Origin of the sequence: Mycolicibacterium austroafricanum (assembly GCF_000612725.1) — a bacterium.
In the GTDB taxonomy this organism is placed as follows: Bacteria; Actinomycetota; Actinomycetes; order Mycobacteriales; family Mycobacteriaceae; genus Mycobacterium; species Mycobacterium austroafricanum.
Window position 1 is genome coordinate 97565 of the sequence record NZ_HG964452.1, and the last position, 25409, is coordinate 122973.

General features: G+C 69.3%; 26 protein-coding genes. 13 read left to right on the plus strand and 13 right to left on the minus strand.

The features are described from left to right. Window positions 1-3: 3 nt before the first annotated feature. Window positions 4-960, minus strand: coding sequence for an HpcH/HpaI aldolase/citrate lyase family protein (locus BN976_RS10865; RefSeq protein WP_036370710.1), 957 nt, complete (start codon window positions 958-960; stop codon window positions 4-6). Window positions 961-986: 26 nt separating this feature from the next. Here BN976_RS10865 and BN976_RS10870 point away from each other — a divergent pair, with 26 nt between their 5' ends. The 4 genes from BN976_RS10870 to BN976_RS10885 all read left to right on the plus strand — a co-directional run bounded on the left by BN976_RS10870 (window position 987) and on the right by BN976_RS10885 (window position 5440). Beyond that, window positions 987-2282 carry a magnesium transporter MgtE N-terminal domain-containing protein gene (locus tag BN976_RS10870; RefSeq protein ID WP_011781641.1) on the plus strand — a complete coding sequence of 432 codons (1296 nt, stop codon included), beginning with the start codon at window positions 987-989 and terminating at the stop codon, window positions 2280-2282. Then, window positions 2279-2824: a DUF1003 domain-containing protein gene (locus BN976_RS10875; protein ID WP_011781642.1), complete on the plus strand. Its 546-nt coding sequence runs from the start codon at window positions 2279-2281 to the stop codon at window positions 2822-2824. The genes BN976_RS10870 and BN976_RS10875 overlap by 4 nt, the downstream gene beginning before the upstream one ends. Window positions 2825-2911: 87 nt before the next feature. Further along, on the plus strand, window positions 2912-4255 hold the full coding sequence (locus tag BN976_RS10880; RefSeq protein ID WP_036370713.1) for a lytic transglycosylase domain-containing protein: 1344 nt from the start codon (window positions 2912-2914) through the stop codon (window positions 4253-4255). Between the two features lie 57 nt (window positions 4256-4312). After that, window positions 4313-5440, plus strand: coding sequence for an Mrp/NBP35 family ATP-binding protein (locus tag BN976_RS10885; protein ID WP_036370715.1), 1128 nt, complete (start codon window positions 4313-4315; stop codon window positions 5438-5440). Window positions 5441-5454: 14 nt separating this feature from the next. Here BN976_RS10885 and tatB read toward each other — a convergent pair whose 3' ends face one another. The 4 genes from tatB to sigE all read right to left on the minus strand — a co-directional run bounded on the left by tatB (window position 5455) and on the right by sigE (window position 8771). Beyond that, window positions 5455-5886, minus strand: a complete 432-nt coding sequence (tatB, locus tag BN976_RS10890) for a Sec-independent protein translocase protein TatB (protein WP_036370717.1) — start codon at window positions 5884-5886, stop codon at window positions 5455-5457. A gap of 2 nt (window positions 5887-5888) precedes the next feature. Then, a complete protein-coding gene (htrA, locus tag BN976_RS10895) occupies window positions 5889-7379 on the minus strand; it encodes a serine protease HtrA (RefSeq protein ID WP_036370719.1) in 1491 nt (496 codons plus the stop codon). 90 nt (window positions 7380-7469) lie between these two features. Continuing rightward, window positions 7470-7865, minus strand: coding sequence for an anti-sigma E factor RseA (rseA, locus tag BN976_RS10900; RefSeq protein WP_036371325.1), 396 nt, complete (start codon window positions 7863-7865; stop codon window positions 7470-7472). Window positions 7866-7961: 96 nt separating this feature from the next. Next, complete coding sequence (gene sigE, locus BN976_RS10905) at window positions 7962-8771, minus strand: RNA polymerase sigma factor SigE (RefSeq protein WP_036370721.1); 810 nt, start codon at window positions 8769-8771, stop codon at window positions 7962-7964. A gap of 178 nt (window positions 8772-8949) precedes the next feature. Here sigE and BN976_RS10910 point away from each other — a divergent pair, with 178 nt between their 5' ends. The 6 genes from BN976_RS10910 to BN976_RS10935 all read left to right on the plus strand — a co-directional run bounded on the left by BN976_RS10910 (window position 8950) and on the right by BN976_RS10935 (window position 14251). Then, on the plus strand, window positions 8950-9630 hold the full coding sequence (locus BN976_RS10910) for an O-methyltransferase (RefSeq protein WP_036370724.1): 681 nt from the start codon (window positions 8950-8952) through the stop codon (window positions 9628-9630). Between the two features lie 148 nt (window positions 9631-9778). Beyond that, complete coding sequence (locus tag BN976_RS10915; RefSeq protein ID WP_036370725.1) at window positions 9779-10441, plus strand: TetR/AcrR family transcriptional regulator; 663 nt, start codon at window positions 9779-9781, stop codon at window positions 10439-10441. Continuing rightward, complete coding sequence (locus tag BN976_RS10920) at window positions 10434-11339, plus strand: ABC transporter ATP-binding protein (RefSeq protein ID WP_011781652.1); 906 nt, start codon at window positions 10434-10436, stop codon at window positions 11337-11339. The genes BN976_RS10915 and BN976_RS10920 overlap by 8 nt, the downstream gene beginning before the upstream one ends. Beyond that, on the plus strand, window positions 11336-12958 hold the full coding sequence (locus BN976_RS10925) for an ABC transporter permease (RefSeq protein WP_036370726.1): 1623 nt from the start codon (window positions 11336-11338) through the stop codon (window positions 12956-12958). Before BN976_RS10920 ends, BN976_RS10925 begins: the two co-directional genes overlap by 4 nt. Before the next feature lie 17 nt (window positions 12959-12975). Continuing rightward, window positions 12976-13650, plus strand: a complete 675-nt coding sequence (locus BN976_RS10930; RefSeq protein WP_036370727.1) for a methyltransferase family protein — start codon at window positions 12976-12978, stop codon at window positions 13648-13650. A gap of 19 nt (window positions 13651-13669) precedes the next feature. Beyond that, window positions 13670-14251, plus strand: a complete 582-nt coding sequence (locus tag BN976_RS10935; RefSeq protein ID WP_036370728.1) for a DUF4126 domain-containing protein — start codon at window positions 13670-13672, stop codon at window positions 14249-14251. A gap of 94 nt (window positions 14252-14345) precedes the next feature. Here the strand turns inward: BN976_RS10935 and glgC are convergent, their stop codons facing one another. After that, the gene (gene glgC, locus BN976_RS10940) at window positions 14346-15560 is read right to left on the minus strand and encodes a glucose-1-phosphate adenylyltransferase (RefSeq protein WP_011781656.1); all 1215 of its coding nucleotides are present in this window, start codon (window positions 15558-15560) and stop codon (window positions 14346-14348) included. Between the two features lie 162 nt (window positions 15561-15722). Between glgC and glgA the strand changes: the two genes are divergently transcribed. Further along, window positions 15723-16886, plus strand: coding sequence for a glycogen synthase (gene glgA, locus BN976_RS10945; protein ID WP_109489592.1), 1164 nt, complete (start codon window positions 15723-15725; stop codon window positions 16884-16886). A 12-nt stretch (window positions 16887-16898) separates the two neighbouring features. Here glgA and BN976_RS32575 read toward each other — a convergent pair whose 3' ends face one another. From BN976_RS32575 to BN976_RS10975, 7 genes are all read right to left on the minus strand, one after another. After that, complete coding sequence (locus BN976_RS32575; protein WP_003931055.1) at window positions 16899-17066, minus strand: DUF3117 domain-containing protein; 168 nt, start codon at window positions 17064-17066, stop codon at window positions 16899-16901. Window positions 17067-17256: 190 nt separating this feature from the next. Continuing rightward, window positions 17257-17868, minus strand: coding sequence for a DNA-3-methyladenine glycosylase I (locus BN976_RS10950; protein ID WP_036370729.1), 612 nt, complete (start codon window positions 17866-17868; stop codon window positions 17257-17259). Then, window positions 17865-18233 (minus strand): DivIVA domain-containing protein, encoded by a 369-nt coding sequence (locus BN976_RS10955; protein WP_036370731.1) that lies wholly within the window; start codon window positions 18231-18233, stop codon window positions 17865-17867. Before BN976_RS10955 ends, BN976_RS10950 begins: the two co-directional genes overlap by 4 nt. Before the next feature lie 51 nt (window positions 18234-18284). Then, window positions 18285-19244: a glucosyl-3-phosphoglycerate synthase gene (locus BN976_RS10960; RefSeq protein ID WP_011781660.1), complete on the minus strand. Its 960-nt coding sequence runs from the start codon at window positions 19242-19244 to the stop codon at window positions 18285-18287. Beyond that, a complete protein-coding gene (gene folP / locus BN976_RS10965; RefSeq protein ID WP_036370733.1) occupies window positions 19241-20116 on the minus strand; it encodes a dihydropteroate synthase in 876 nt (291 codons plus the stop codon). The genes BN976_RS10960 and folP overlap by 4 nt, the downstream gene beginning before the upstream one ends. 86 nt (window positions 20117-20202) lie before the next feature. Next, window positions 20203-22008 (minus strand): long-chain-acyl-CoA synthetase FadD6, encoded by a 1806-nt coding sequence (gene fadD6, locus BN976_RS10970; RefSeq protein ID WP_011781662.1) that lies wholly within the window; start codon window positions 22006-22008, stop codon window positions 20203-20205. 39 nt (window positions 22009-22047) lie between these two features. After that, window positions 22048-22605, minus strand: a complete 558-nt coding sequence (locus BN976_RS10975; protein ID WP_011781663.1) for a cytokinin riboside 5'-monophosphate phosphoribohydrolase — start codon at window positions 22603-22605, stop codon at window positions 22048-22050. A 58-nt stretch (window positions 22606-22663) separates the two neighbouring features. On the opposite strand from BN976_RS10975, the gene BN976_RS10980 reads away from it, so the two are divergent. Together BN976_RS10980 and BN976_RS10985 are read left to right on the plus strand one after the other, a co-directional pair. Further along, window positions 22664-24637, plus strand: coding sequence for an ATP-binding protein (locus BN976_RS10980; RefSeq protein ID WP_051558396.1), 1974 nt, complete (start codon window positions 22664-22666; stop codon window positions 24635-24637). A 73-nt stretch (window positions 24638-24710) separates the two neighbouring features. Continuing rightward, a partial coding sequence (locus BN976_RS10985; RefSeq protein WP_051558397.1) for an ESX-1 secretion-associated protein occupies window positions 24711-25409 on the plus strand: 699 nt, incomplete at its 3' end.

The following is a 25409-nucleotide window of genomic DNA, read 5'->3' on the forward strand; positions in this document are numbered from 1 at the left end:
CGGTCAGCTGGGCGGCCGGAACCCCTCGCCCGTGCGCTGCATCCCCGCGGCGCGCCCCTTGCCTGCGATCACGAGCGCCATCTTGCGGCTGGCTTCGTCGATCATCTCGTCGCCCAGCATCACCGCGCCCCTGGCGCCACCGGCCTGCGAGGTGTGCCACTCGTAGGCCTCCAGGATCAGTTCGGCGTGGTCGTACGCCTGCTGACGCGGGCTGAAGATCTCGTTGCCCGCCTCGATCTGGTCGGGGTGCAGCACCCACTTTCCGTCGTATCCGAGCGCTGCCGAGCGCCCGGCCACCCGGCGGAACGACGCGACATCGCGCACCTTCAGATACGGGCCGTCGATCGCGGCGATCCCGTTGGCTCTGGCCGCGACCAGAATGCGCATCAGCACGTGGTGATAGGCGTCGCCCTCGGTGTAGCCCTCCGGTTGTTCACCGACCTCCAGCGTGCGCATGTTCAGGCTCGCCATCAGGTCGGCGGGGCCGAGCACCAGGGCCTGCACCCGCGGGGCGGAGGCGATGGCGTCGACGTTCGTCAACCCCTTGGCATCCTCGATCTGCGCCTCGATGCCGATGCGCCCCAACGGGAGACCGTGCGTCGCCTCCAGTTGGCTGAGCAGCAGATCCAGCGCGTGCACGTGCGACACGTCGGTCACCTTGGGCAGCACCACGATGTCCAGCGACGCGCCGGCCCTGGCAACCACCTCGATGATGTCGGCGTGGGTCCACGGCGTGGTCCAGTCGTTGACGCGCACACCGCGCAACTGTCCGGCCCAGCCCGGCTCCGCGAGCGCCGCGGCGACCTGACCCCGCGCTTGCTCTTTCGCGCCGGGCGCCACGGCGTCTTCGAGGTCGAGGAACACCTCGTCGGCGGGAAGGGTCTTGGCCTTCTGGATCATCTTCGCGCTGCTGCCCGGCACGGACAGGCACGTCCGACGGGGTCGATACCGGTTTTCCACAACAACACTCTCTACCCTTTACAACCATGGTGTCGGTCAACAGGGTCTACGCGGCTCGGCTCGCGGGCATGGTCGTGCTGGGTCCCGACGGCGAATCCATCGGCCGCGTCCGCGATGTGGTCATCGGTATCAGCCTCGTCCGCCACCAGCCGCGGGTGCTCGGGCTGGTCATCGAATTGATGACCCGCAGAAGGATTTTCGTGCCGATCCTGCGGGTCACGGCGATCGAGCCGGGCGCGGTGACGTTGTCGACCGGCAACGTGTCGTTGCGGCGCTTCTCCCAGCGTCCCGGCGAGGTTCTGGTGTTGGGTCAGGTCATCGAGACCCGGGTCCGGGTCGACGACCCGGACCTGCCGCAGCTGGCCGGCGTCGATGTCGTCGTGGTCGATCTGGCGATCGAGCAGACCCGGGCCCGTGACTGGATGGTCACCAAGGTGGCCGTCCGCCAGCAGCGGCGGCTGGGTCGGCGGAGCAACGTCTACACCGTCGAGTGGCAGAACGTGCAAGGTCTCACGCCGTCCGGTCTGGCGATGCCCGACCAGGGGGTGGCGCAGCTGCTCGAGCAGTTCGAGGGTCAGCGCGCCGTCGAGGTGGCCGACGCGATCCGGGAGCTGCCGAACAAGCGGCGCTACGAGGTCGTCAACGCGCTCGACGACGAACGCCTGGCCGACGTGCTGCAGGAACTGCCCGAGGATCAGCAGGTGGCCCTGCTGCGGCAACTGAAGACCGACCGCGCCGCCGACGTGCTCGAGGCTATGGACCCCGACGACGCCGCCGACCTGCTGGGCACGATGACGCCGGCGGACGCCGAGCAGTTCCTGCGCCGGATGGATCCGGAGGACTCCGAGGACGTGCGCCGCCTGCTCAGTCACTCGCCGGACACCGCGGGCGGCCTGATGACCTCGGAGCCGGTGGTGCTCGCACCGGACACCACTGTCGCCGAAGCCCTTGCGCGAGTGCGTGATCCGGACCTGACCCCGGCGCTGGCCTCGGTGGTGTTCGTGGTGCGGCCACCGACGTCCACCCCGACCGGCCGCTACCTGGGCTGCGTGCACCTGCAGCGACTGCTGCGTGAACCTCCCGCCGGTCTGGTCAGCGGCATCGTCGACACCGACCTGCCCAGCCTGCGCCCCGAGGACTCGCTCGGCGCCCTGACACGCTACTTCGCCGCCTACAACCTGGTGTGCGGACCGGTGGTCGACGAGGAGAGCCACCTGCTCGGCGCGGTCTCGGTCGACGACGTGCTCGACCATCTGCTGCCCGACGACTGGCGTGACCGCGAAGCCGAGCCGGTGATCGTGACCGCGGAGAAGGCGACATGAGCGACGCGTCGTCGCGGCAGCGCCTCGACACGCCCAGGGTTTCCCGGGGCCTGGCACCCCGACTCGACATCGAGGCGGTGGGCCGGTTCAGCGAACGCATCGCGCGGTTCCTCGGCACCGGCCGCTACCTGGCGATCCAGACGATCCTCGTCATCGTGTGGGTGCTGCTCAACCTGGGCGCGTTCGCCTGGCAGTGGGATCCCTACCCGTTCATCCTGCTCAACCTCGCGTTCTCCACGCAGGCGGCCTACGCGGCGCCGCTGATCCTGCTCGCGCAGAACCGCCAGGAGAACCGCGACCGCGTCGCGCTCGAGGAAGACCGCAGGCGCGCCGAACAGACCAAGGCCGACACCGAATTCCTGGCCCGCGAGCTGGCGGCGCTTCGACTGGCCGTCGGCGAGGTCGCCACCCGCGACTACCTGCGCCGCGAGTTGGAGGAGATCCGGGAACTGATCCAGGAACTGCACTCCCGGGATCGCGCCGAAACCGGTGGCGCGAGCAAACGAGACGCGGGTGAGCGCAAGTCGAAGAAATCGGGCTGAGGCAGCGCAGCGATTGCTGTAACACCGGCGTTGCCGAATAGGTATGGTGACTTGATTCACAGACGCTCTAACAGCTAGGACGGTCGAGTGCATATACGGGGAGGAGCGGCCCTCGTAGCGGCGCGGCAGCGAACTGGGCACTTCATCCGGATGCCGGCGTTCGGCGTCGCCGCCGTCCTCACCCCACTCGTACTGGCCGGCGCCGTCGGCGCCGCCGCCCCGTCGACGACCACGCCGACACGCGATTCCGCGGTGATGCCGCTCGCCGCGGTCGCACCGTCGGCCGACGACCGGTCCGGCCCGTCCGTGGTCGCCGTGGCCAAGGCACCGGCACCGTTGCGCACCGTGGCCAGCACAGCGACGGCGCCGCCGCCCCCGATGATTCTCAATTCCCCAGGCACCCTGCGCATTCCGTCGATGGCGCTGGCCGCCTACCGCAATGCCGAGACGACGATGGCGGCGGCCCAACCGGGCTGCGGGTTGAGCTGGAACCTGCTGGCCGGCATCGGCCGCATCGAGTCCATGCACGCCTACGGCGGCGCCACCGACTCCCGCGGCACCGCGGTGCGCCCGATCTACGGACCCGCGCTGGACGGCACCCTGCCCGGCAACGAGGTCATCGTGCAGAGCCGGGCGGCCGACCGGGTCGTCTACGCCCGCGCCATGGGCCCGATGCAGTTCCTGCCCGGAACCTGGTCGCGGTACGCCTCCGACGGCGACGGCGACGGCAAGGCGGACGTGCAGAACCTGTTCGACGCGACACTGGCGGCGGCCCGCTACCTGTGCAGCGGCGGCATGAACCTGCGCAACCAGCCCGACGTGATCGCCGCGATCCTGCGCTACAACAACTCGATGGCGTACACCCAGAACGTCCTGAGCTGGGCTGCCGCGTACGCGACGGGGGTCGTGCCCGTCGACCTGCCGCCGATCACCGGTGAGGTTCCCGCGCTGGGCACGATCGGCGACAGCCACCTGGACCGGCCCGAAGGCATCGGCCCGGGCCTGCCGCTGAATGCCACCGGCCTGCCCGCCAACGACCCGCTTTCGCTGATCCCGCTGATGACCCGCACGGATGTGGCCAGCCAGATCAATACGAACCTGCCCGGCTTCGTGCCCGGCCAGACGCTCGGCCCCCTGCCCGGACCCGCGCCTGCTCCCCTGGCGGTACCCGAACCGGTCGCCCCACCTCCGCCCGCCTGGGTGCCGCCGTGGATGCAGCAGCCTCAGCAGCAGCCGGAGTGTGCGGTGTTCTGCATCAAGGATCTACCGCCTGCCGCGCCCGCACCTGCGCCGGCGCCCGCCGGCCCCCTGGGGTTGCCGCCTGCACCTGGCCCGGCCCCGCTGCTTCCCGCAGGCCCGCCGCCACCACCGGCGCCCGCGCTGCCGGGCATGCCTCCCGCTCCGGGACCCGCTCCCGGCCCCGTGGGCTGAATCCCGCCGTCGCCCGCATGCGGGCCCACGGAGGTCGGCGGCCTAGACTCGCCGGTGATGACATCAACTCCGACTGACCTGGAAGCGGCCGTCCGCGCCGCACTCACCAAGGTGATCGACCCCGAGCTTCGGCGGCCGATCACCGAAGTGGGCATGGTCAAGAACGTCACGGTCGACGCCGACGCCTCGGTTCACGTCGAGGTGTATCTGACCACCGCCGCGTGCCCGAAGAAGACCGAGATCTCCGACCGCGTGACCCGCGCGGTGCAGGACGTGCCCGGGACCGGCGCCGTCAAGGTCAGCCTCGACGTGATGAACGACGAACAGCGCGCCGAGCTGCGCAAGCAGCTGCGTGGCGATTCCCGCGAACCGGTGATCCCGTTCGCCCAGCCGGGGTCGCTGACCCGGGTGTACGCCGTGGCGTCGGGCAAGGGCGGCGTCGGTAAGTCCAGCATCACGGTGAACCTGGCCGCCGCGATGGCCGCCCGCGGACTGTCGGTCGGGCTCCTGGACGCCGACATCTACGGCCACTCCGTACCCAGGATGATGGGCACGACCGACCGACCGACCCAGGTCGACTCGATGATCCTGCCGCCCGTCGCGCACGACGTGCGGGTGATCTCCATCGCGATGTTCACCCAAGGCAACACGCCTGTGGTGTGGCGCGGGCCGATGCTGCATCGCGCCCTGCAGCAGTTCCTCGCCGACGTGTACTGGGGGGACCTCGACGTGCTGCTCCTCGACCTGCCGCCGGGCACCGGCGACATCGCGATCTCGGTGGCCCAGCTGATTCCCGGCGCCGAGATACTCGTCGTCACGACCCCGCAGCTGGCTGCCGCGGAAGTCGCCGAGCGGGCCGGGGCGATCGCGCTGCAGACCCGTCAGCGCATCGCCGGTGTGGTGGAGAACATGGTCGACGGACCCGTCATCAAGATGTTCGGGGAGGGCGGTGGGCGCCAGGTCGCCGAGAGCCTGTCCCGGGCCGTCGGCGCCGACGTACCGCTGCTGGGCCAGGTACCCCTGGATCCGGAACTGGTGGCCGCCGGCGACTCCGGTGTGCCGCTGGTGCTCAGCGCGCCGGACTCACCCGCAGGCAGGGAACTGGGCAAGATCGCCGACGCGCTGTCGAGCCGCAAACGCGGTCTGGCCGGGATGTCGCTGGGTCTGGATCCCGCCGGCCGCTGACCCGGCCTCCGCGGTCAGGTCGCGTCGGTGTCGTACGGCGTCGAACCCGACGGCCCACCGGCCGGCTGCTGATCCGGCACCGCCGCGGCGGGCCCCGGCGCCGACTGTGGCTTCTCCGGCTTCTGCTCTGGCTTCTCGGACTTGCCGTTCTGGTCGAACTTGCCGGTGAAGATCGAATCATCGCCGTCGAGAAGGTGTTTGGTCAGCGCCGCGCGCGGGGTCATACCGCGCAGCCTCTGCAGCTCCGAGAGCGGCTCCCGCAGATCGTCGAAGTCGGTGCCGAGCTCCTCACGAAGCTGGCTGGTGGCACCGGTGACGTAGTCGCGCGCCTGGCGCACCGCCCCGGCGGTCCAGCGGATGGCCCCGGGCAGCCGTTCCGGCCCCAGGATCACCAGACCGGCGATCACCAGGACCAGCATCTCGCCCCAGCCGACATTGGCGAACATGTCTACGTGCTGTCGTCGCCGTTGGGAGTCACCGTGAGAACCACGGGGCGCCCGTCACGCAGGACCTCGATGGGAGCCGGCTGACCGATGGCGAGCTGCCGCACGGCGACGATGAACTCGTCGGCGTCTGCCACCTTACGGTCACCCACCTTGACGACGACGTCGTTCTCCAGGATGCCCGCCCGCTCGGCCGGGCTGTTCGGCGAGATGTCGGCGATCTGTGCGCCCTTGGCCAGGTCGTTGCTCACCGACCGCGCCGTCAGCCCCAGCGTCGGGTGCGCGATCTTGCCGTTCTTGATCAACGTCTCGACGACCCGCTTGACCTCGTTGACCGGGATCGCGAAACCGAGGCCGCTGGCACTGTCGGACAACGACTTACCGGCGGTGTTGATGCCGATCACCTCGGAGTTCATGTTGATCAGCGGGCCGCCGGAGTTGCCGTGGTTGATCGACGCATCGGTCTGCACGCCGTCGATGACGGTGTCGGTGTCCGACCCGTCACCCGACAGCGGCACGGGCCGGTGCAGTGCGCTGATGATGCCGTGCGTGACGGTGCTCCTGAGCCCGAGCGGGGCGCCGGCGGCGATGACCTCTTCGCCCACGCGCAGCTTCTCGGAGTCACCCATCCGCGCGACGGAAAGGTTGTCGACGTTGTCGACCTTGAGCACCGCGAGGTCGGTCTTGGGATCACGGCCGACGAGGTTCGCGGGCACCTCGGTGCCGTCGTTGAACACCACCGACATCTTGAACTCGCTGGGGTTGGTGGCGGCCTCGGAGATCACGTGATTGTTGGTGACGATGTAGCCGCGACCATCGACGACCACACCGGAACCCTGCGAACCCTCCGTCTTGCTGGTCGCCTCGATCGTCACCACCGAATCCGCAACCGCGGCAGCAACTTTAGCGAACTGACCCTGGGCTTCATCGCCTCCGCCGCCGCCGGTCTGCAACGTGACCTTCGAGGTGGTGAACGCCGAGACCACCTCCGCGGTGGTGCGGCCCACCCAGCCACCGGCGACACCGATGACGAGCGCGACGAGCGCGAGCACCACGAGGGCGACGTAGGACACCTTGCCGCCGAACAACACGTCCCGAACTCCGAGCTTTCCCACGGGCGCGGCGGCCTGGGTGGGGCCGGTCGGGGCGAGCGCGGGCGTGCCCAGTGCGGCCGCGGCGCCCGGGTTGCGCCACGGGTCGTCGAGCTCGTCGGCATCACCGTCACGCTCGGCGTCGAGGGCGCCGGCGTCGGTCGGATGGCGCTGCAGCGAGTCGCCGCCCTGATACGGACGGCCGAAGGCCTCCGCGAGCACCGGATCGGGCGCCTGATCCTTCGGGGTGTACTCCCCCTGGTCGTGATGCTGGTCGGCACCCAGGAACGAGCCGTTCACTCCGGTGGGCCGGCCGAAGGCGCGCTGGGCCGCCGGATCAACCGGCGGACGCGACACCGGCCGCGGCTCGAGGCGTTCCCGACCGGTCTGGTCCAGATTCGTCACCCGTATATCGCCCTTCCATGCCCTTCCATCACCCCACGGTCGGGGTGCCGGCAATGACCGACCACGTCGGTGGTCGGCTTCGCATCTACCCTACCGGCGCTTGCGACGGGACCGCTGAGCCCCGTCAGCTAACTGCGGTGAATCAGCAGGCTCCGCCGCTTCGGCAGGAGTGTGGTTCGGGATCTGGGACAACAGTCCCAGCAAAGAACTCGGCATGGCGACCGGTCGCGATTCCCGCAACGCCTCCCGCGCCTGCCGCTGAGCATCGACCTCAAGCGCACATTCCGGACACAGGGACAGGTGGTGGGCGGCGCGCAGGTGAGCCGACATGCGCAGCTCACCGTCGACGAACGCGGCCACCGCCTCGATCGACAGATGCTCGGTCGACCCGAACTGCCTCGGCCCGACCGGGTCGTCGCTCTGGGAAGCCAGCTGGGAGGGGAGCCAGGAGAAGGCGCGGCGGAACGCATGTCCGGGATCGAACACCACCTGAGCTCCTCTCAGCCTGCCGTCGGCCGGCATGCCCGGTCGAAATACCTACTTCGAATGTAGCGCGGCACGCTGCGCGGTATCGGCCGAACGTCAGGCGGATCTGGCCGTGTCCCGTCCTGCGCCGGCGTCGGAATGGCGTGCCAGATACTCGCGCAACGCCTGCCGGCCCCGGTGAATCCTGCTTCGCACGGTTCCCAGCTTGACGCCCAGCGTGGCGCCGATCTCCTCGTAGGAGAGGCCTTCGATGTCACACAGGACGACCGCGGCGCGGAACTCCGGAGCCAGCGAGTCCAGCGCGGCCTGAAGGTCCGGGCCGAGGCGGGAGTCGTGGTAGATCTGCTCGGGGTTCGGCTCGTCGGCGGGCACCCGGTCGTAATCCTCGGGCAGCGCCTCCATGCGGATCCGGCCGCGGCGGCGGACCATGTCGAGGAACAGGTTGGTCGTGATGCGGTGCAACCAGCCTTCGAAGGTGCCCGGCTGGTAGTTCTGCACCGACCGGAAGACGCGGATGAACGTCTCCTGGGTCAGATCCTCGGCGTCGTGCTGGTTGCCGGACAGGCGGTAGGCGAGCCGGTACACCCGGTCGGCGTGCTGACGGACCAGCTCGTCCCAGCTCGGCATCGCGGCCTTGTCACCGGTGGCGTCGAACACCGCGGTGCCGGTCAACTCATCTGCCGGTTCCACCCACGCGGCATCGGTGAACTGCTCAAGGTGCGCCATGGTCACCGGGGCGGCCACGGGAGCGGCGGTCGGCGCCTGTGTGGTGGTCGTCGGATCCTCCGTTTCGAGATGGGTGCGGTCACCGGTAGACGACCGCTCAAAGTCGACAACGCGGCCTGCCGGGATGTTGTTCCCGTCACGCGCGTGGTCGGGGCGTGCGCTGAATGCGCCGTCTGTCATGCGTTCACCGTCTCGTGTCGGGGTGTGCCAGGCATATGAGCAAACTGAACATTTCCTGAGAAAGATCTCTACCCCTTTTTTCACCAGCGGAAACGACGGCGTACGGAGCCGGTTTCCGCGCCGCGGACCGGGCGTGTCGGTGTCGCGGCAGTCCCCGCTTTGGCCCTACGCTGCGGGCATGGCCAGCACTGACGAGCCCGGGGTGGGCTCCGGCGATCCCACCGCGCGGGCACGTCAGGCCGAGGCGATCGTCAACCACGCCGAGCACTCGATCTCCGAGGACGCCATCGTCGCCGCGGCCCGGGAGCGCGCGGTCGACATCGGTGCAGGCGCGGTCAGTCCTGCGGTCGGGGCGCTGCTGTGCGTACTGGCGAAGCTGACCGGCGCCCGCGCGGTGGTCGAGGTCGGCACCGGGGCCGGCGTCAGCGGCCTGTGGTTGCTGTCGGGCATGCGCGAGGACGGTGTGCTGACCACGATCGACGTCGAACCCGAGCATCAGCGCATCGCCAAGCAGGCCTTCAGCGAGGCCGGCGTGGGTCCGGGACGGACCCGGCTGATCAGCGGACGCGCCCAGGAAGTGCTCACCCGGTTGGCCGACGAGTCCTATGACCTCGTCTTCATCGATGCCGTACCGGCCGACCAGCCACATTTCGTCACCGAGGGCGTCCGGTTGCTGCGGCCCGGCGGCGCGATCGTCGTGCATCGTGCCGCGCTCGGCGGCCGGGCCGGGGACGCCACGGCCAAAGACAGCGAAGTCGCCGCGGTGCGCGAGGCGGCGCGGCTGATCGCCGAGGACGACCGGCTGACGCCCGTGCTCATACCCCTCGGCGACGGGCTTCTCGCCGCGGCCCGCGACTGATTCTTCCCGCCTTGCCCGCGGAATAGAGTTCCTGGCTGCGCGCCGCCCCCTCCGCGACCAGGACTGCTATTCCGCGGATGCATCTTGACGACTTTTTGACGCGGTCGAGTGTTGACGCTCGACTGAACGCATGTTTAGCGTACTAAACATGCGTTCAGCCGATGACCTGACCGCGGCAGCCCGGATCCGCGATGCCGCCATCGACCTGTTCGGCCGCGACGGATTCGCCGTCGGGGTGCGATCCATCGCCTCCGCCGCGGACGTCAGCCCCGGCCTGGTGATTCACCACTTCGGCTCCAAGGACGGCCTGCGCAAGGCGTGTGACGACTTCGTCGCCGAGACGGTGCGGGCCAGCAAGAGCGAGGCGATCCAGTCCTCCGATCCGGCGACGTGGCTTGCCCAGATGGCCGAGATCGAGGAGTACGCCCCACTGATGGCCTACCTGGTGCGTACCCTGCAGACCGGCGGCGAGCTGGCAAAGATGTTGTGGCAGAACATGATCGACAATACCGAGCAGTACATCGAAGAAGGTGTGCGGGCCGGCACCGTAAAGCCCGGCGCGGACCCGAGGGGCCGGGCGCGCTTCCTGGCGATGGCCGGCGGCGGCGGTTTCCTGCTGTACCTGCAGATGCACGACAACCCGACCGATCTGCGGGCGGTCCTGCGCGACTACAGCGAGGAGATGGTGCTGCCCGCCCTGGAGCTCTACACCAACGGACTGATGACCGACTCGACGATGTACGACGCCTTCGTCGCCAGACGCGCGCAGGGCATTCCGTTCACTTCGACAGAAGGAGCGCACGATGACTGACACCGGGTTCGCGGTCGACATTCACGGACTGCGAAAGTCCTTCGGCCACACCAAGGCTCTCGACGGGCTGGACCTCACCGTCGCCCCTGGCGATGTGGCCGGATTCCTCGGCCCCAACGGGGCAGGCAAGTCCACCACCATCCGGGTGCTGCTCGGGCTGCTGCGCGCCGACGGTGGCACCGTCCGGTTGCTGGGCCGCGACCCGTGGCGCGACGCCGTGGATCTGCACCGCCGGATCGCCTACGTGCCCGGCGATGTGACCCTGTGGCCGAACCTCACCGGGATGCAGGCCATCGACTTCCTGGCTGCGCTGCGCGGCGACGGCACCGTCGACACGCGGCGCCGCGACCAACTGATCGAACGCTTCGAACTGGACCCGCACAAGAAGGCACGCACCTACTCCAAGGGTAACCGGCAGAAGGTCGCGATCGTCGCCGCGTTCAGCACCCGCAGCGAGCTCTTCGTCCTCGACGAACCGACCTCGGGCCTGGATCCGTTGATGGAGCAAGCCTTTCAGCAGTGTGTGCACGAGGTGGCCGGGCAGGGCGCGGCGGTGTTGCTGTCCAGCCACATCCTCGCCGAGGTCGAAAAGCTCTGCGACACGGTCACGATCGTGCGTGCCGGCCGCACGGTCCGGTCCGGCGCACTGGCGCAGATGCGGCATCTGATGCGCACCACCGTCACCGCCCGCACGCGCGGCGACGGCGAGCACTTGCGGCAGGCGCCCTACGTCCACGACCTCCGCTCCGATGACGGCCACCTGCGCTTCTCGGTGGACCGCGACGACCTCGACCGCGTAATGGCCGACCTCAGCGGCCTGGGCATCGACGAGCTGACGGTGGCACCGGCGTCGCTGGAGGACATGTTCCTGCGCGAGTACCAGGGCGCCGGCCGATGAGCACCACCGCCGAGCTGCCGACCCGGGGCCGGCACGCGGCCCCGGCCGCGAGGTCACCGTGGACGGGCACCGGTGATCTGATCGGGCTGGCGTTGCGCCGCGACCGGGTCCGGCTGTCCGTCTGGATCGCCGCGCTCACGGCAATGACGGCCTACGCTCCCGGTGCCATCGAGCTCGCCTACCCGGAGGAGGCCCAGCGTCAGGCGCGGGTAGACCTGCTCAAGACGCCCGCCGGGATGATGTTGGGCGGACCCATGTTCGGCGGCAACGAGACCGATCTGGGCGCGATGATGGCCAACGAGTTGATGCTCACGATGATCATCGCCACGTCGATCCTGGCTATTCTCACCGTGATCCGGCACACCCGCGCCGAGGAGGAAAGCGGCGCCGCCGAACTGGCGCTGGCTTCGGTGGTCGGCCGATATGCCCGCACCACTGCTGCGTTGATCCTCGTGGCGGCCGTCAATGTCGTGCTGGCCGTGACGACGACGGCGGCGATGGCCGCCGGCGGGTTGGGCGTCGTCGACTCCGCCGCGATGTGCGTCGGGGTCACGGCGGTGGCCATGGTGTTCGGTGCCGTCGCCGCTGTCACCGCCCAGATGTGGCGGGCGGCGCGCGCCGCGACGGGCGCGGCGATGGCCACCCTCGCGCTGGCCGCCCTGGTCCGCGGCATCGGAGACGTGATCGACAACTCGGGCAGCGTGCTGAGCTGGTTCTCCCCCATCGCATGGGGCCAACAGATGCGCCCCTTCGTCGAGCTGCGCTGGTGGCCGCTGGCGCTCCTGTCGGCGTTGTCGCTGACGCTGGTCGCGATCGCCGCGGCCCTCGAAGTGCAGCGCGAGTACGACGACGCCACCATCGTGTCCAGTGGAGAGAGCCCCAACGCCCGCCCGATCCGCGGAGTGCTGGCCCTGCATCTGAGGCTGCAGCGCGGGCAGACCCTCGGCTGGTCGGTCGGTCTGTTCGCGGCCGGACTGGCCTTCGGCTCGATGACGAAGTCGCTGCTGGAGGCCGCACACGACAACGAGTTGCTGGCCCGCATCGTGTCGAGCCAGGGCCTGGACGGCGTGTACACCACGATGACGCAGTTCCTCGCGGCCGCGGCGGGCGCATACGTGGTGTCCGCGGTGTTGCGGGTGTTTGCCGACGAGCAGTCCGGTCTCGGCGAAGCCGTGCTGGCCGGTGCGGTGTCACGACCGCGCTGGCTGTCCACGGCGGTGCTGTCGGCCGTTCTGGGGGCAAGCGTGCTGATGTTCTTCGCGGGTCTGGGCAACGGTCTCGGCGCCGGGGTGACGTTGGGCGAACCGGCAACGGTGCTCAGGCTGACGTTGGCCGGGCTGGCCTTCGTGCCGGCACTTGCGGTGCTAGCCGGGGTCGCGGCGCTCGCCGTCGCGCTTCGCCAGCGTTGGATCGGTTGGCTGGCGGTGACTTTCGTTGTCGCGTCGCTCTACCTCGGCGCACTGCTTCGACTGCCCGGCTGGCTGCTCGACCTGTCGCCGGTGGCGCAGACCAGCTACCCCGCCGATGTCCCCGCCCTCGGCTGGTTTGTGATGTGCTGTGCGGCAGCAGCTTTGACCGTGGTTGCTGCCGTGAGGTATCGACACCGCGACGCGGTCTGAAACGACAGGAGTCCGCCGTGAAGCTCGTTGCCCAGACGCTGGCATCGTCGGTGCTCGGCGCTGCGTACTTCGTCGCGGTGCTCTTCTGGCCCGCAGGAACCTTCGACTACTGGCAGGCCTGGGTCTTCCTGGCGGTGTTCATCGTGACGACGCTGGGACCCACCTTCTTCCTGGTGGTGCGCCACCCCGATGCGCTGGCGCGCCGAATGAAGGCCGGCCCGACCGCGGAAACCCGTCCGGCGCAACGGCTCATCATCACACTGACCGTGGTGCTGGTGACCGCGACCTTCGTGTTGTCCGCGCTCGACCATCGCTTCGGTTGGTCGTCGGCGCCTGCGTGGGTCGTCGTCGTGGGCAACACGCTGGTCGCGCTCGGCCTGAGCGGAGCCCAGCTGGTGGTCGTGCAGAACCACTATGCGGCGGCAACCGTCCGGGTCGAGGCCGGCCAACCGCTGGTCTCGACCGGGCTGTACGGGCTGGTGCGCCACCCGATGTACACGGGCACGGTGGTGATGATGCTCGGCACGCCTCTGGCGCTGGGCTCGCTGTGGGGGCTGCTCGGTGTGGCGGCGTCGGCGCCGGTGCTGGTGGCCCGCATCCTCGACGAGGAGAAGATGCTGACCGCCGAGCTCGCCGGGTACCGCGAGTACCGCCGGCAGGTGCGCTACCGACTCGTCCCCGGGGTGTGGTGACCCGCCGCATACTGATCGCATGGAGTTGCTCACCGGGTTCGGACTGGCGACAGCGGCGGGACTGAACGCCTACATCCCGCTGCTGACGCTCGGCCTGCTGGCCCGGTTCACCGACCTCGTCACCCTGCCGGCCGGCTGGGCATGGCTGGAGAACGGCTGGGTGATGGCCATCGTGGCGGTGCTGCTGGTCGTGGAGGTCGTCGCCGACAAGGTCCCCGCCCTTGACAGCGTCAACGACGTCATCCAGACCTTCGTGCGGCCCACCGCCGGCGGCATCGTGTTCGGGTCGGGCACCGCCGCACAGACCGCGGCGGTCACCGACCCTGGCGCGTTCGCGCAGACGGGCCAGTGGGTCCCGGTCGTCATCGGTGTCGTCGTCGCGCTGGTGGTCTCGCTGACGAAGTCGACGGTGCGGCCCGCGGCCAACGTCGCAACGGCCGGTGTCGCCGCCCCGGTGCTGAGCACTGTGGAAGACATCGTCAGCGTCGCGCTGGTTTTCGTCGCGATCCTGTTGCCGGTGCTCGTCCTGGTGGTGGCCGGCGCGCTGGCGTGGGCCGCCGTCCGGCTGATCCGACGGCGCCGCGCCAGGCAGGCCACATAAACCGTCCGGCTAACCCAGATTGCCGAACTCTCCCCCGCAAGCGGGAGGTGCCCCCTCAACGCGGCTCGTCCCTCGCCGCTTGATCGTCGTCCGGCTAAATCCACACGCCCTTGCCGACGGCGACCACTCCGCCCGCACTGATCGAGAACCGCTCGCGGTCCTTGTCCAGATCCACCCCGACCATCTCGCCGGGACCGACGACGACGTTCTTGTCCAGGATCGCGTGACGCACCACGGCGCCGCGCCCGATGCGGGCGCCCGGCATGATCACACTACCCTCGACGATCGCGCCGTCGTCGATGACCACGTTCGACGACAGCACCGAATTGCGCACTGACGCAGCCGAAATGATGCTACCCGCGCCGACCACCGACTCCTGCGCAGAGCCACCGTTGACGAACTTCGCCGGCGCCAGGTTCTCCGCTCCACCGCGGATCGGCCAGCGCTTGTTGTACAAGTTGAACACCGGGTGAACCGACACCAGGTCCATGTGCGCGTCGTAGAACGCGTCCAGCGTCCCGACGTCGCGCCAGTACCCGTGGTCGCGCTCGGTGGCGCCCGGCACCTCGTTGTCGTTGAAGTCGTACACCGCCGCCATGCCGTCGGCCACCAAACGCGGAATGATGTCGCCACCCATGTCGTGATCGGAATCGTCGTCCTCGGCATCGGCGCGGATGGCGTCGATGAGCACCTTGGTGGTGAAGATGTAGTTGCCCATCGAGACGAAGGTCTGCTCGGGGTCGTCGGGGGTGCCGGGCGGATCGGCCGGCTTCTCGATGAACCCGCGGATACGACCAGAGTCGTCGGAGTCGATGCAGCCGAACGCACTGGCCTCGGCACGCGGCACCCGGATACCGGCGACGGTCGCCCCGGCGCCGCTCTCGATGTGCTGCTGGACCATCTGCTCGGGATCCATCCGGTACACGTGGTCCGCGCCGAAGATCACGATGTAGTCGGGGTCCTCGTCGTAGATCAGGTTCATCGACTGGTAGATCGCGTCGGCGGAGCCGGTGTACCAGCGCGGGCCGAGCCGCTGCTGCGCCGGGACCGGGGTGATGTACTCGCCGGCAAGCCCCGAAAGCCGCCAGTTCTGCGAGATGTGGCGGTCCAGCGAATGCGACTTGTATTGCGTCAGCACGCAGATCCGAAGGAATCGGGCGTTGACGAGATTGGAGAGCACGAAGTCGATGAGCCGGTAGCCGCCCCCGAAGGGCACCGCCGGCTTGGCGCGGTCGGCAGTCAGCGGATACAGCCGCTTGCCCTCCCCGCCTGCGAGGACGATGCCCAACACATGTGGCGCTTCCCTCATGTTTCCAACCTATCCGCACGCCGGGATGGCGGCTAGCCATTCGCGCTATTGTTGGCGCTTCCGCGCGCCGTGCCACGAACCACGACGGCGGGTTCTCGGATTGTCCATCAAGACAATTGGGGATGCGAAGCGACGCGTCGCGAAGTTGGATACGGTCACAGCATGCGGGTGGCGATGATGACTCGGGAGTACCCACCCGAGGTTTACGGCGGTGCTGGTGTCCACGTCACGGAACTGGTCGCCCAGTTGCGCCACCTTTGCGAGGTCGACGTGCACTGCATGGGCACCCCGCGGCCAGGGGTGACGGTTGCCCAACCCGATGCCGCCCTCGTCGGCGCCAACCCGGCCCTGGCGACGCTGTCGGCCGATTTGAACATGGTCAACTCGGCGTCGGCGGCCACGGTGGTGCACTCCCACACGTGGTACGCCGGGATGGCCGGACATCTGGCCGCCCTGCTGTACGGAGTCCCGCATGTGCTCACCGCGCACTCGCTGGAACCGATGCGGCCGTGGAAGGCCGAACAGCTCGGCGGTGGTTACCGGATCTCGTCGTGGGTGGAGAAGACGGCCGTGGAGGCGGCCGACGCCGTGATCGCGGTGAGTTCGGGAATGCGTGCGGACGTGTTGCGCACGTATCCGGCCCTGGACCCCGAGCGAATACACGTGGTGCGCAACGGCATCGATACCGAGGTCTGGTACCCCGCCGAACCGGACACCGACGAGTCCGTGCTGGCCAAGCTCGGCGTCGACCCCACACGTCCGGTGGTCGCGTTCGTCGGCAGGATCACCCGGCAGAAGGGGGTCGCCCACCTCGTGGCGGCCGCGCACCACTTCGCCCCCGAGGTGCAGCTTGTGCTGTGCGCGGGCGCCCCGGACACCCCGGAGATCGCCGAGGAGGTGGCCTCCGCGGTGCAGGCCCTGTCGCAGGCCCGCACGGGCGTGTTCTGGGTCCGCGAGATGCTGCCCACCCCGAAAATCCGTGAAATCCTCTCGGCGGCAACAACGTTCGTATGCCCGTCGGTCTACGAGCCGTTGGGCATCGTGAACCTGGAGGCGATGGCGTGCGCGACGGCGGTGGTGGCCTCCGACGTCGGCGGAATCCCCGAGGTGGTGGTCGACCAGCGCACCGGCCTGCTCGTGCACTACGACCCCGACGACACCGCATCATTCGAGCGCGGCTTGGCGGAGGCGGTCAATTCCCTCGTCGCCGATCCGCAGCGGGCGCGCCGGTACGGGGTCGACGGACGTCAACGGTGCATCGACGAATTCTCCTGGGCGCACATCGCCGAGCAGACCCTGCAGATCTACCGCAAGGTCTTGAACTAGTCTGCGACCGCGCTAGCTGGTCACGCCCTTGAGTTCGTCGCCGAGCGCGGCGGCCTCTTCGGGAGTCAGTTCCACGACAAGCCGGCCACCGCCTTCCAGTGGTACCCGCATCACGATGCCTCGCCCCTCCTTGGTTGCTTCCAGTGGACCGTCTCCGGTCCGGGGCTTCATCGCCGCCATCGAGTGCTCCCTCCACATGGGCGTGCCCGTCAGGGCCCGGTCTGTCCGTGAGAGCCGGAGCTTCGCGCCCTATGACGTGAGCTGACAGCGCCCGGCTCTGAACTGCTACAGACCTCCATTGTTCCCTATCCCGGCCAACTCGTGTGCGAAGACCCGGCTATAGCTGCCCGAACGAGTCGTCGGAGGCCTGTCAGCCGCCGTCGGCGCGCGGCACCCAGCAGTTGGCAACGTGATCGTCGACCATGCCGGTGGCCTGCATCAGCGCATAGGCCGTCGTCGGTCCGACGAAACGGAAACCGCGCTTCTTGAGTTCCTTGGCCATCGCCTTGGACTCGGGCGTCACCGCCGCGATCTCCGACATGCTGGCCGGCCGCACCCGCGTGACACGGTCCGGCGGCGCGAACGACCACAGCAACTCCCCCAGATCGTCACCGGCGTCGGCCATGTCCGCGGCCACCCGTGCATTGGCGATGGTGGCGTCGATCTTGGCGCGGTTGCGCACGATCCCGGGATCGGCCATCAGCCGTTCCACGTCGCGGTCGGTGTAGCGGGCGATACGTTCGACTTCGAACCCGTCGAACGCAGCGCGGAAGTTGTCCCGCTTGCGAAGGATGATCAGCCAGGACAGCCCGCTCTGGAACGCTTCGAGGCTGACCCGCTCGAACAAGGCCGCCGAGTCCCGCAGGGGCCGCCCCCACTCGGTGTCGTGGTAGTCCCGGTACAGCTCGAAATCTGCTGCCGACAACCGTGATTGATCGATCCAGCCGCAGCGGACCCGTGGGTCGGCGGGCGCCGCGGTCACGCGTCGCCCCTGGTCTGCTCTGCCGGCAGCGCATGCGCGCCGTCCGGTCCGTCGCCCTCGGCGGGGCCGTCGAGACCATGCGCGGCGCGCACCGTGGCGAGTTCGCCTCGCAGCATGTCGAGTTCGCGGCCCAACCGGTCGAGCACCCAGTCGACCTCGCTGGTCTTGTAGCCGCGCAGCACCTGGGTGAACTTCACCGCCTCGACGTCGGCGCCGGTGACTCCGGATGCCGGCAGCACGGTGGCGGTGGTGGCCTGCGGCAGCGGCGGCAGCACCTCACCGCGGCCGAAGAGCACGCTGCCCACGGCGAACAGGACGATGCCGACGAGCACGAGCACCACGAGGTACAGCAGGACGAGGGTCACCCCTCGATATTGCCTCACGGCACCGACAACAGCGGCGCCGAGTCACCCGGGCTACCGGGGGCGCAGCGTGATCATCGGTGGACGGTCGGTCAGCGAGACCGACGAGGTGCGTGGCGTGTAGTCCAGGCCGTCGGCGAAGAATTGGGTGAGCCCGACACCGGAGTCCGGGATGCCGCACCTCGACAGCAGCGTGGCGATGACCTGCCTGCTCATCGAGGCCAGCTCGGTCAGCGGGCGGTTGCGGTGGGTGCGGACACCGAGATTGACCTGGGCGATCGCATCGAGTCCGAGCCGGTCGTAGGTGTCGACCAGCAATCCGATCTCCACGCCGTAGCCCGGCGCGAACGGCACCGAGGTCAACAGCTCCCGGGTGCCGGCGTACTCACCGCCCAGCGGCTGGTACAGGCACATCAGCTCGGGACGCAGCGAGGCCAGCAGGGGCCGCGCCACCAGTTCGGTGACCCGGCCTCCGCCGTTGGCGTCCTCTTTGCCGCTGACCTTCAGTGGCCGCCGGTAGAAACCCTTCACCAGGTGCACGTCCTCGGCCGTCAGCAGCGGGCCCAGCAGCTTCGGCACGAACATCGGATCGGGGTCGAGCAGGTCGGAATCGACGAAGGCGACGATGTCGCCGGTGGTCGCGGCCAGCGAGCGCCACAACACCTCGCCCTTGCCGGGCTGCGGGGGCACCTCGGGCAGCGCGACCTCCCGGCTGATCACGCGGGCACCCGCGGCGACGGCGCGGATCTCGGTGTCGTCGGTGGACCCCGAGTCCAGCACGATCAGCTCGTCCACCAGCCCGCCCAGCAGCGGGGTGATGGTCTCGACGACTCCCGCGACGGTCTCTTCTTCGTTGAGCGCCGGCAGCACCACTGACACGGTGCGGCCCTTCTTGGCAGCCTCGAGTTCGGCCACCGTCCAGTTCGGCCGGCACCAGCTCCGGTCGGTCAGCCACCGGTGTTCGGCAACGCCGTAGGTGGCCAGCTCGTCTACGCGGTCAGACAACACAGTCATGCCAATCCCCTCACCGTGTGTTTCGGCGGACGGGCGCCTTGGATTGACGCAACCATCTCGAGTACCCGACGTGTGGGCCCCACCTCGTGCACCCGAAACATCGCGGCACCGTCGGCGGCCGCAAGAGCGGTCGCTGCCAGGGTGCCTTCGAGGCGTTCGGTTAGGCCCACACCCAGAGTTTCCCCGACGAAATCCTTGTTGCTCAGCGCCATCAGGACCGGCCATCCAGTGTTAACAAGGTCTTTTACGTGGCGCAACAAACTAAGACCGTGGTAAGTGTTCTTGCCGAAATCGTGGGTCGGATCGATCAGGATGCCGTCTCTGCGCACCCCGAGCGCGACTGCGCGCTCGGCGGCCGAGGTGACTTCGGCGATGACGTCGTCGACGACGCCACGCTCGGAGAGCCCGTAGTTGACCCGGAACGGGCGCGTGCGCGGCACCGCACCCCCGGTGTGCGAACACACCAGGCCGGCGCCGAACTCCGCGGCCACCCCCGCCAGATCGGGGTCGGCCCCGCCCCAGGTGTCGTTGATCAGGTCGGCACCGGCCGCGCAGGCCTGCTTGGCCACCTCGGCGCGCCAGGTGTCGACGCTGATCACCCGGTCGGGGAAGGTCGCGCGCAACCATTCGATGAACGGCACGACGCGCGCGATCTCCTCGTCGACGTCCACGATCGCGCCGGGACCCGCTTTGACGCCGCCGACGTCGATGATGTCGGCGCCGTCCTCGACGACGCGGTGGGCCGCCTCCTTGGTGGCGTCGTCGGTGAACGTCGCGCCGCGGTCGTAGAACGAGTCCGGCGTGCGGTTCACGATCGCCATGATCAGCGCACGATCCCCGGCCACCGGGTGTCCCAGAAACGTCGACTGCACGTTTCCAGGCTACGTTTCCCCCGACACCGAGCGATTTCGGCGTGTCCGGCGACAGTCAGGGTGCCTGCGCGGGCCCGATCCGCGGGCTACTTGGGTTTCTTGCCCTCACGGACCTCGTGGGGGTACTCGTCGTAGAACGGCACGTAACCCTCCTCGCGGCCGGAGAGCACGTAGAGCGGGTCGTCGATCTTGACGTCGTCGTCGCCGCCCTCGCCGCTGCTGCCGCCGTAACCCTCCTTGCGCAGGTCGCCCTTCTGACTCTTGAACGTCGACGTGTGCGCCAACTCCTGCACCACACGGACGAACAACGGCACCGCGTACGAGGGGAGTTTTTCGAACACCGCCTTGGCCAGGGACTGACCGTCGAGCTCGTGACCCTCCTTGAGCTGGATCGCCACCATTCCGGCCCGGCCGCCGGTGTCGGGGACCTCCACGCCGAAGACGGTGCACTCCTCGATCTGGTGATGGGTGGACACGGCCGCCTCGACCTCTGTCGTTGCGACGTTCTCGCCCTTCCACCGGAACGTGTCGCCGAGCCGGTCGGTGAACGCGGCGTGTCCCAGGCCCTGCGCGCGCATCAGGTCGCCGGTGTTGAACCACACGTCGCCCTCCTTGAAGGCGTCGCGCACGAGCTTCTTCTCCGACTCCTTCTTGTCGGTGTAGCCGTCGAACGGCTGGTAGTTGCTCACCTTCGACAGCAACAGGCCGGGTTCACCCTTCTTGACCCTGCGGACCCGGCCCTGCTCGTCGCGCACCGGCTCGCCGGTGTTCTCGTCGTACTCGACGAACGCGATCGGCGTCGGGCAGATCCCGGTGGTCTTGTCGATGTTGAGGACGTTGACGAACGCGGTGTTGCCCTCGCTGGCGGCGTAGAACTCGCACACCCGCTTGATGCCGAACCGCTCGGTGAACGCGTCCCAGATGGCCGGGCGCAGACCGTTTCCGCAGATGACCCGCACCTTGTGCCGGCGATCGGTCGGCTTCTCCGGCTGGTTGAGCAGATAGGTGCAGATCTCGCCGATGTAGACGAACGCGGTGGCGTCGTAGCGGATCACGTCGTCCCAGAACCTCGACGCCGAGAACGACTTGCCCAGTGCCAGGGTGGCGCCCGAGTTGATCACCGACGACAACGCGACCGTCAGCGCATTGTTGTGATAGAGCGGCAGGCAGCAGTACAGCGTGTCACTGCTGTTCAGTCGCAGACCCAGCCCGCCGAACCCGGCCAGCGCACGCAGCCAACGGTAGTGCGTCATCACGCTGGCCTTCGGCATGCCGGTGGTGCCGGAGGTGAAGATGTAGAACGCCTTGTCCTTGGCAAGTACCGCCGAGGTGGTGGCCGGGTTGGTCGTCGGCGCGGTCTCGGCGAGCTGCTTGAGCTCGTCGAGGGTGATCAACCCGTCGGTGTCGGCCCCGGATTCGGTGATGGCCTCGACGAACTCGGTCTCGGCGACGACGACCGCCGCCGACAGCAGACCGAGGCTGTGCTTGAGTACCTCGTCACGCTGGTGGTAGTTGAGCATCCCGGAGATCGCACCGCACTTGACGGCGGCGAGCATCAGCAGAATCGGTTCGGGCGAGTTGCGCATCATGATGCCCACGACGTCACCGTGCCCGACACCCTTGGCCGCGAGCACCGCGGCGTAGCGGTTGACGGTGTCGTTGGCCTCGCGGTAGGTGATCTCGCGGTCCTCGAACTTCAGGAACACGTTGTTCGGGTACTGGGCCGCACGGTCCTGGAAGACCTTGCCGATCGACGTCTTGGCGGTGGGGCGGGCCCCGAACCCGGTGACCACGCCGCGCACGATCGTCGGCGCGTCCTTCAGCAGACCCGGTACCTGCTTGGCGATGTCGAGCAGCCCCACGCTGCTCCGGGTCCCCGACCTGTTCGTCATGTTTGCCGCTCTTCCTCCGCTGTCGATTTGTGGGCCACCCTAGCCGGGCGCGCACGCGGCCAGAGCGGCATCTACGTCGTCGACGACGATGAGGCGGCCCATGGCATCCTCGGCGACGTATCCGGTTCGGACCAGCCCGCGCAACCAGGCCAGCAGACCGTCGTAGTGCCCGAGGGTGTCGAGCATCACGATCGGTTTGGTGTGCATACCCAAATAGCCCGCTGTCCAGGCTTCGAAGAATTCCTCCAGGGTGCCGATGCCGCCGGGCAGCGCGATGAACGCGTCGGCGCGATCCTCCATCACCTGTTTGCGTTCCCGCATCGTGTCGGTGACGACCAGTTCGTCGGCTTCGGTGTCGGCGACCTCGCGGTGGACGAGTCGCTTCGGGATGACCCCGACGGTGTAGCCGCCGCGCGACCGGGCGGCGTCGGCCACGACTCCCATCGCCGACACGTTGCCGCCGCCGGATACCAGCGTCCAGCCCCGCTCGGCGATGCCCTCGCCGACTTTGCGGGCGAGCTCCAACAGTTCGGGATGCAGCGGGCCCGAGGCACAGTAGACACAAACAGCCCACTCACGGTCTGGATCTCGGGACACAGCACCAACCTAGCCACATAGACTCCGCCATGTGCCTCCGCCTCGGCCTCTCGGATGGGTGACCGCACCGCCCGAGCCCGCCCTCGAACAGCTCCTGGCCGGGGTGCGCATGCGTGCCGGGGCGGTGTTGATCGGCCCCGCCGGCGTCGGCAAGACCACACTGGCACGCTCGGCCGCCGACCGCCTCGGCGCCGAATTTCCCCGCGTGGACTGGCTGTTCGCGACGGCGTCGCGGCAGACCGTCCCGTTCGCCGCGTTCGAGCCGCTCTGGGACGTACCCGAGACAGGCACCAGCACAACGGTTCTGCGCGCGGCCCTGGAGTCGCTCGGCGACGGCCGGCTCCTCGTCGTCGACGATGCGCATCTGCTGGACCCGATGTCCGCCGCGCTGATCTGCCAACTCGCACTCAGCCGCTCGGCGCGGTTGCTGATCACCGCAACCCTCGGCGACGCGCCGGTGCCCGCCGAGATCGCCGCCCTGTGGCGCGACGGCCTGGTGGCGCGAATCGACCTGAAGCCACCCGGCCACGACGACGCCAGGCTGATGACCCAGATCAAAGAGTTCGCCGAGGCACTGCCCGCTCCCGCGCACCGGATCCTGGAACTGCTGACAGTGTCGGACCCGTTGAGCCGGGCGGACGCGGAAGCGCTCACCGACCTCGACGCAGTCGAAGCGGCGTTGCGCAGCGGGGCGGTCGTCGTCGAGGGCGACGAGCTGCGCCCGGCGCATCCGCTGTTCCTCGACGCGATCCGTGACGCGCTCGGCGGCCCTGATCTGCGCCGGCTGCGCACCACGATGGTCGCGCAGATCTCCAGGGGCAGTGTCGGGGTGGTGGGCCGGCTTCGGCTGGCCGCGCTGGCGTTGGACAGCGACCGCCCGCTGCCGGTTCCCGACACGTGCGCGGCCGCGTCGGACGCGTTGCGGCTGGGCGATCTGGAGCTCAGCGAACGGCTGGGCCGGGCGGCGCTCGGCAAGACCCCCGACCTCGGCGCCCGCCTGACCGTCGGGTACTCACTGGCCTGGCAGGGCAGGGGCCGGGAGGCCGACGCGGTACTCGCCGAGATCGACCCGGCTGCGCTGACCGAGGACGAGCTGATGGCGTGGGCGCTGCCGACGGCCGCCAACCAGTTCTGGATGCTGTCCGAGCCGGAGCGTGCCACGGCCTTCCTGCGCGCCACCCGCAGCAAGGTGACCTCCCCCGCCGCCCGCGTCACGCTCGACGCACTGTCGGCGACGTTCACCATGAACGCCGGAAGCCTCGGCAAGGCAACCGAACTCGCCGATGCAGTGCTGGCGTCGCCGGACGCCGACGACACCGCGGTCGGGTGGGCGGCGTCGGCGGCCGCGCTGAGCTCGGCGCGCATGGGCCGGTTCACCGACGTCGACGCGCTGGCGGAGCGGGCGCTGGCCGCGGGGCAGCCGGGCCTGCTGCGGTTCACCAGCGGACTGGGCCAGACGACCGCCCTGTTGATGACCGGCCGACCGGAGGAGGCGCTTGAGCTGGCACTGCGGATCACCGACTTCGCCCAGCGGCGCCAGCCGGCCCGGGCGATCGGCGAGGTGTTGGTCGCCGACGTGCTGATCGCGACCGGTGAGCTGTCGCGCGCGGTGTCGCTGCTCCGCGAGGCCGCCACCACGTTGGCGCCCACGGGGTATTCCTGGGGGCCGCTGGCGTGGATGCTGTTGGCACAGGCGCTCGGCCGACTCGATCAGACCGTCGACGCAGGAAAGGCGTTGTCGCGCGCAGAATCCCGGCACGGTCTCAAATCGATGCTGTTCGCCCCCGAGCTGGCACTGGCCCGCGCCTGGACGACGGCGGCCCGGCACGACACGCACGGCGCCGTCGCGGCCGCCCGGGAGGCGGTGAAGGCTGCCGAACGCGGCGGCCAGCGCGCTGTCGCCCTGAGGGCCGCGCTGGACGGCGCCCGGCTGGGGGACGCCCGCGCCCTCGACACGTTGTCGCGGTTGGCCGCAGATGTCGACTGTGCATTCGGCCGGGCCGCCCTGGCCGAGGCGGGCAGCCCCGCCTGAGCCCGCAATTTTGCCGTCATCGGGCCCACGGGAGCGCCCCTAGAATCAGATCCGACTGATCTGGAGGTGCGCGATGACCGAGCCCCTGTCGGTGGACGCCGACGGAGTCCGTTCCCTCGGGGAGATCCACAACCGCGTCGCCGCCGGTCTCGGTTCGTTGGCCGCCGCCTCACCCGGTCCTGCCGCGGTCGCGGGGTCGCACGGCACCATCGCCGCGGCCGTCGACACGGCGCTGACCGGCGCCCTCGGCAGCAGGTCCGGCACCCTGGCCGGCACCCGGACCGCCGGTGACACGATCTCCGAACTGCTGCACCAGGCGGCCCTGGCCTACGAGCGTGGAGACCATCGTGGGGCCGAGGCCATCCGCACCGCCGCCGACCAGATGGCGCACGGGCCGACGCAGGCCGGGGCCGCCGGCGCGGCGCCGCCGGCCGGGGGCACACCCACAGGCGGCGGGGCCGACGCACTGGGCCAGGCCGCCGGCCAACTTGGGCAGCTCGCCCAGATGGGGCAGCAGCTGGGCGCGCCGCTGGCCGCCCTCGCCCAGCTCCCCCAGTTGCTCACGCAGGGTCTTGCGCAGCTGGCCCAAAGCTCTTCGGCGGAAACAGGATCGGGCGAGGCCGAGATCCCGGACGTCGGCGACCGGACACCGGGACGGGAGCCCGACGAGGAGCCGACCGCCGACGACGACCAACCGGCCGCCGAAGACAAGGAGCCCGAGGCGCCATCGGACGCGGGTGCCGCACCGGGCACGCCGCCCGGTCCCGGCCCC

Coding starts and splice junctions, on each gene's coding strand:
- BN976_RS10870 (WP_011781641.1), top strand. CDS start 987: ATGGTGTCGGTCAACAGGGTCTACGCGGCTCGGCTCGCGGGCATGGTC.
- BN976_RS10875 (WP_011781642.1), top strand. CDS start 2,279: ATGAGCGACGCGTCGTCGCGGCAGCGCCTCGACACGCCCAGGGTTTCC.
- BN976_RS10885 (WP_036370715.1), top strand. CDS start 4,313: ATGACATCAACTCCGACTGACCTGGAAGCGGCCGTCCGCGCCGCACTC.
- tatB (WP_036370717.1), bottom strand. CDS start 5,886: ATGTTCGCCAATGTCGGCTGGGGCGAGATGCTGGTCCTGGTGATCGCC.
- sigE (WP_036370721.1), bottom strand. CDS start 8,771: ATGACAGACGGCGCATTCAGCGCACGCCCCGACCACGCGCGTGACGGG.
- BN976_RS10910 (WP_036370724.1), top strand. CDS start 8,950: ATGGCCAGCACTGACGAGCCCGGGGTGGGCTCCGGCGATCCCACCGCG.
- BN976_RS10915 (WP_036370725.1), top strand. CDS start 9,779: ATGCGTTCAGCCGATGACCTGACCGCGGCAGCCCGGATCCGCGATGCC.
- BN976_RS10920 (WP_011781652.1), top strand. CDS start 10,434: ATGACTGACACCGGGTTCGCGGTCGACATTCACGGACTGCGAAAGTCC.
- BN976_RS10925 (WP_036370726.1), top strand. CDS start 11,336: ATGAGCACCACCGCCGAGCTGCCGACCCGGGGCCGGCACGCGGCCCCG.
- BN976_RS10935 (WP_036370728.1), top strand. CDS start 13,670: ATGGAGTTGCTCACCGGGTTCGGACTGGCGACAGCGGCGGGACTGAAC.
- glgC (WP_011781656.1), bottom strand. CDS start 15,560: ATGAGGGAAGCGCCACATGTGTTGGGCATCGTCCTCGCAGGCGGGGAG.
- glgA (WP_109489592.1), top strand. CDS start 15,723: ATGCGGGTGGCGATGATGACTCGGGAGTACCCACCCGAGGTTTACGGC.
- BN976_RS32575 (WP_003931055.1), bottom strand. CDS start 17,066: ATGGCGGCGATGAAGCCCCGGACCGGAGACGGTCCACTGGAAGCAACC.
- BN976_RS10960 (WP_011781660.1), bottom strand. CDS start 19,244: ATGACTGTGTTGTCTGACCGCGTAGACGAGCTGGCCACCTACGGCGTT.
- fadD6 (WP_011781662.1), bottom strand. CDS start 22,008: ATGACGAACAGGTCGGGGACCCGGAGCAGCGTGGGGCTGCTCGACATC.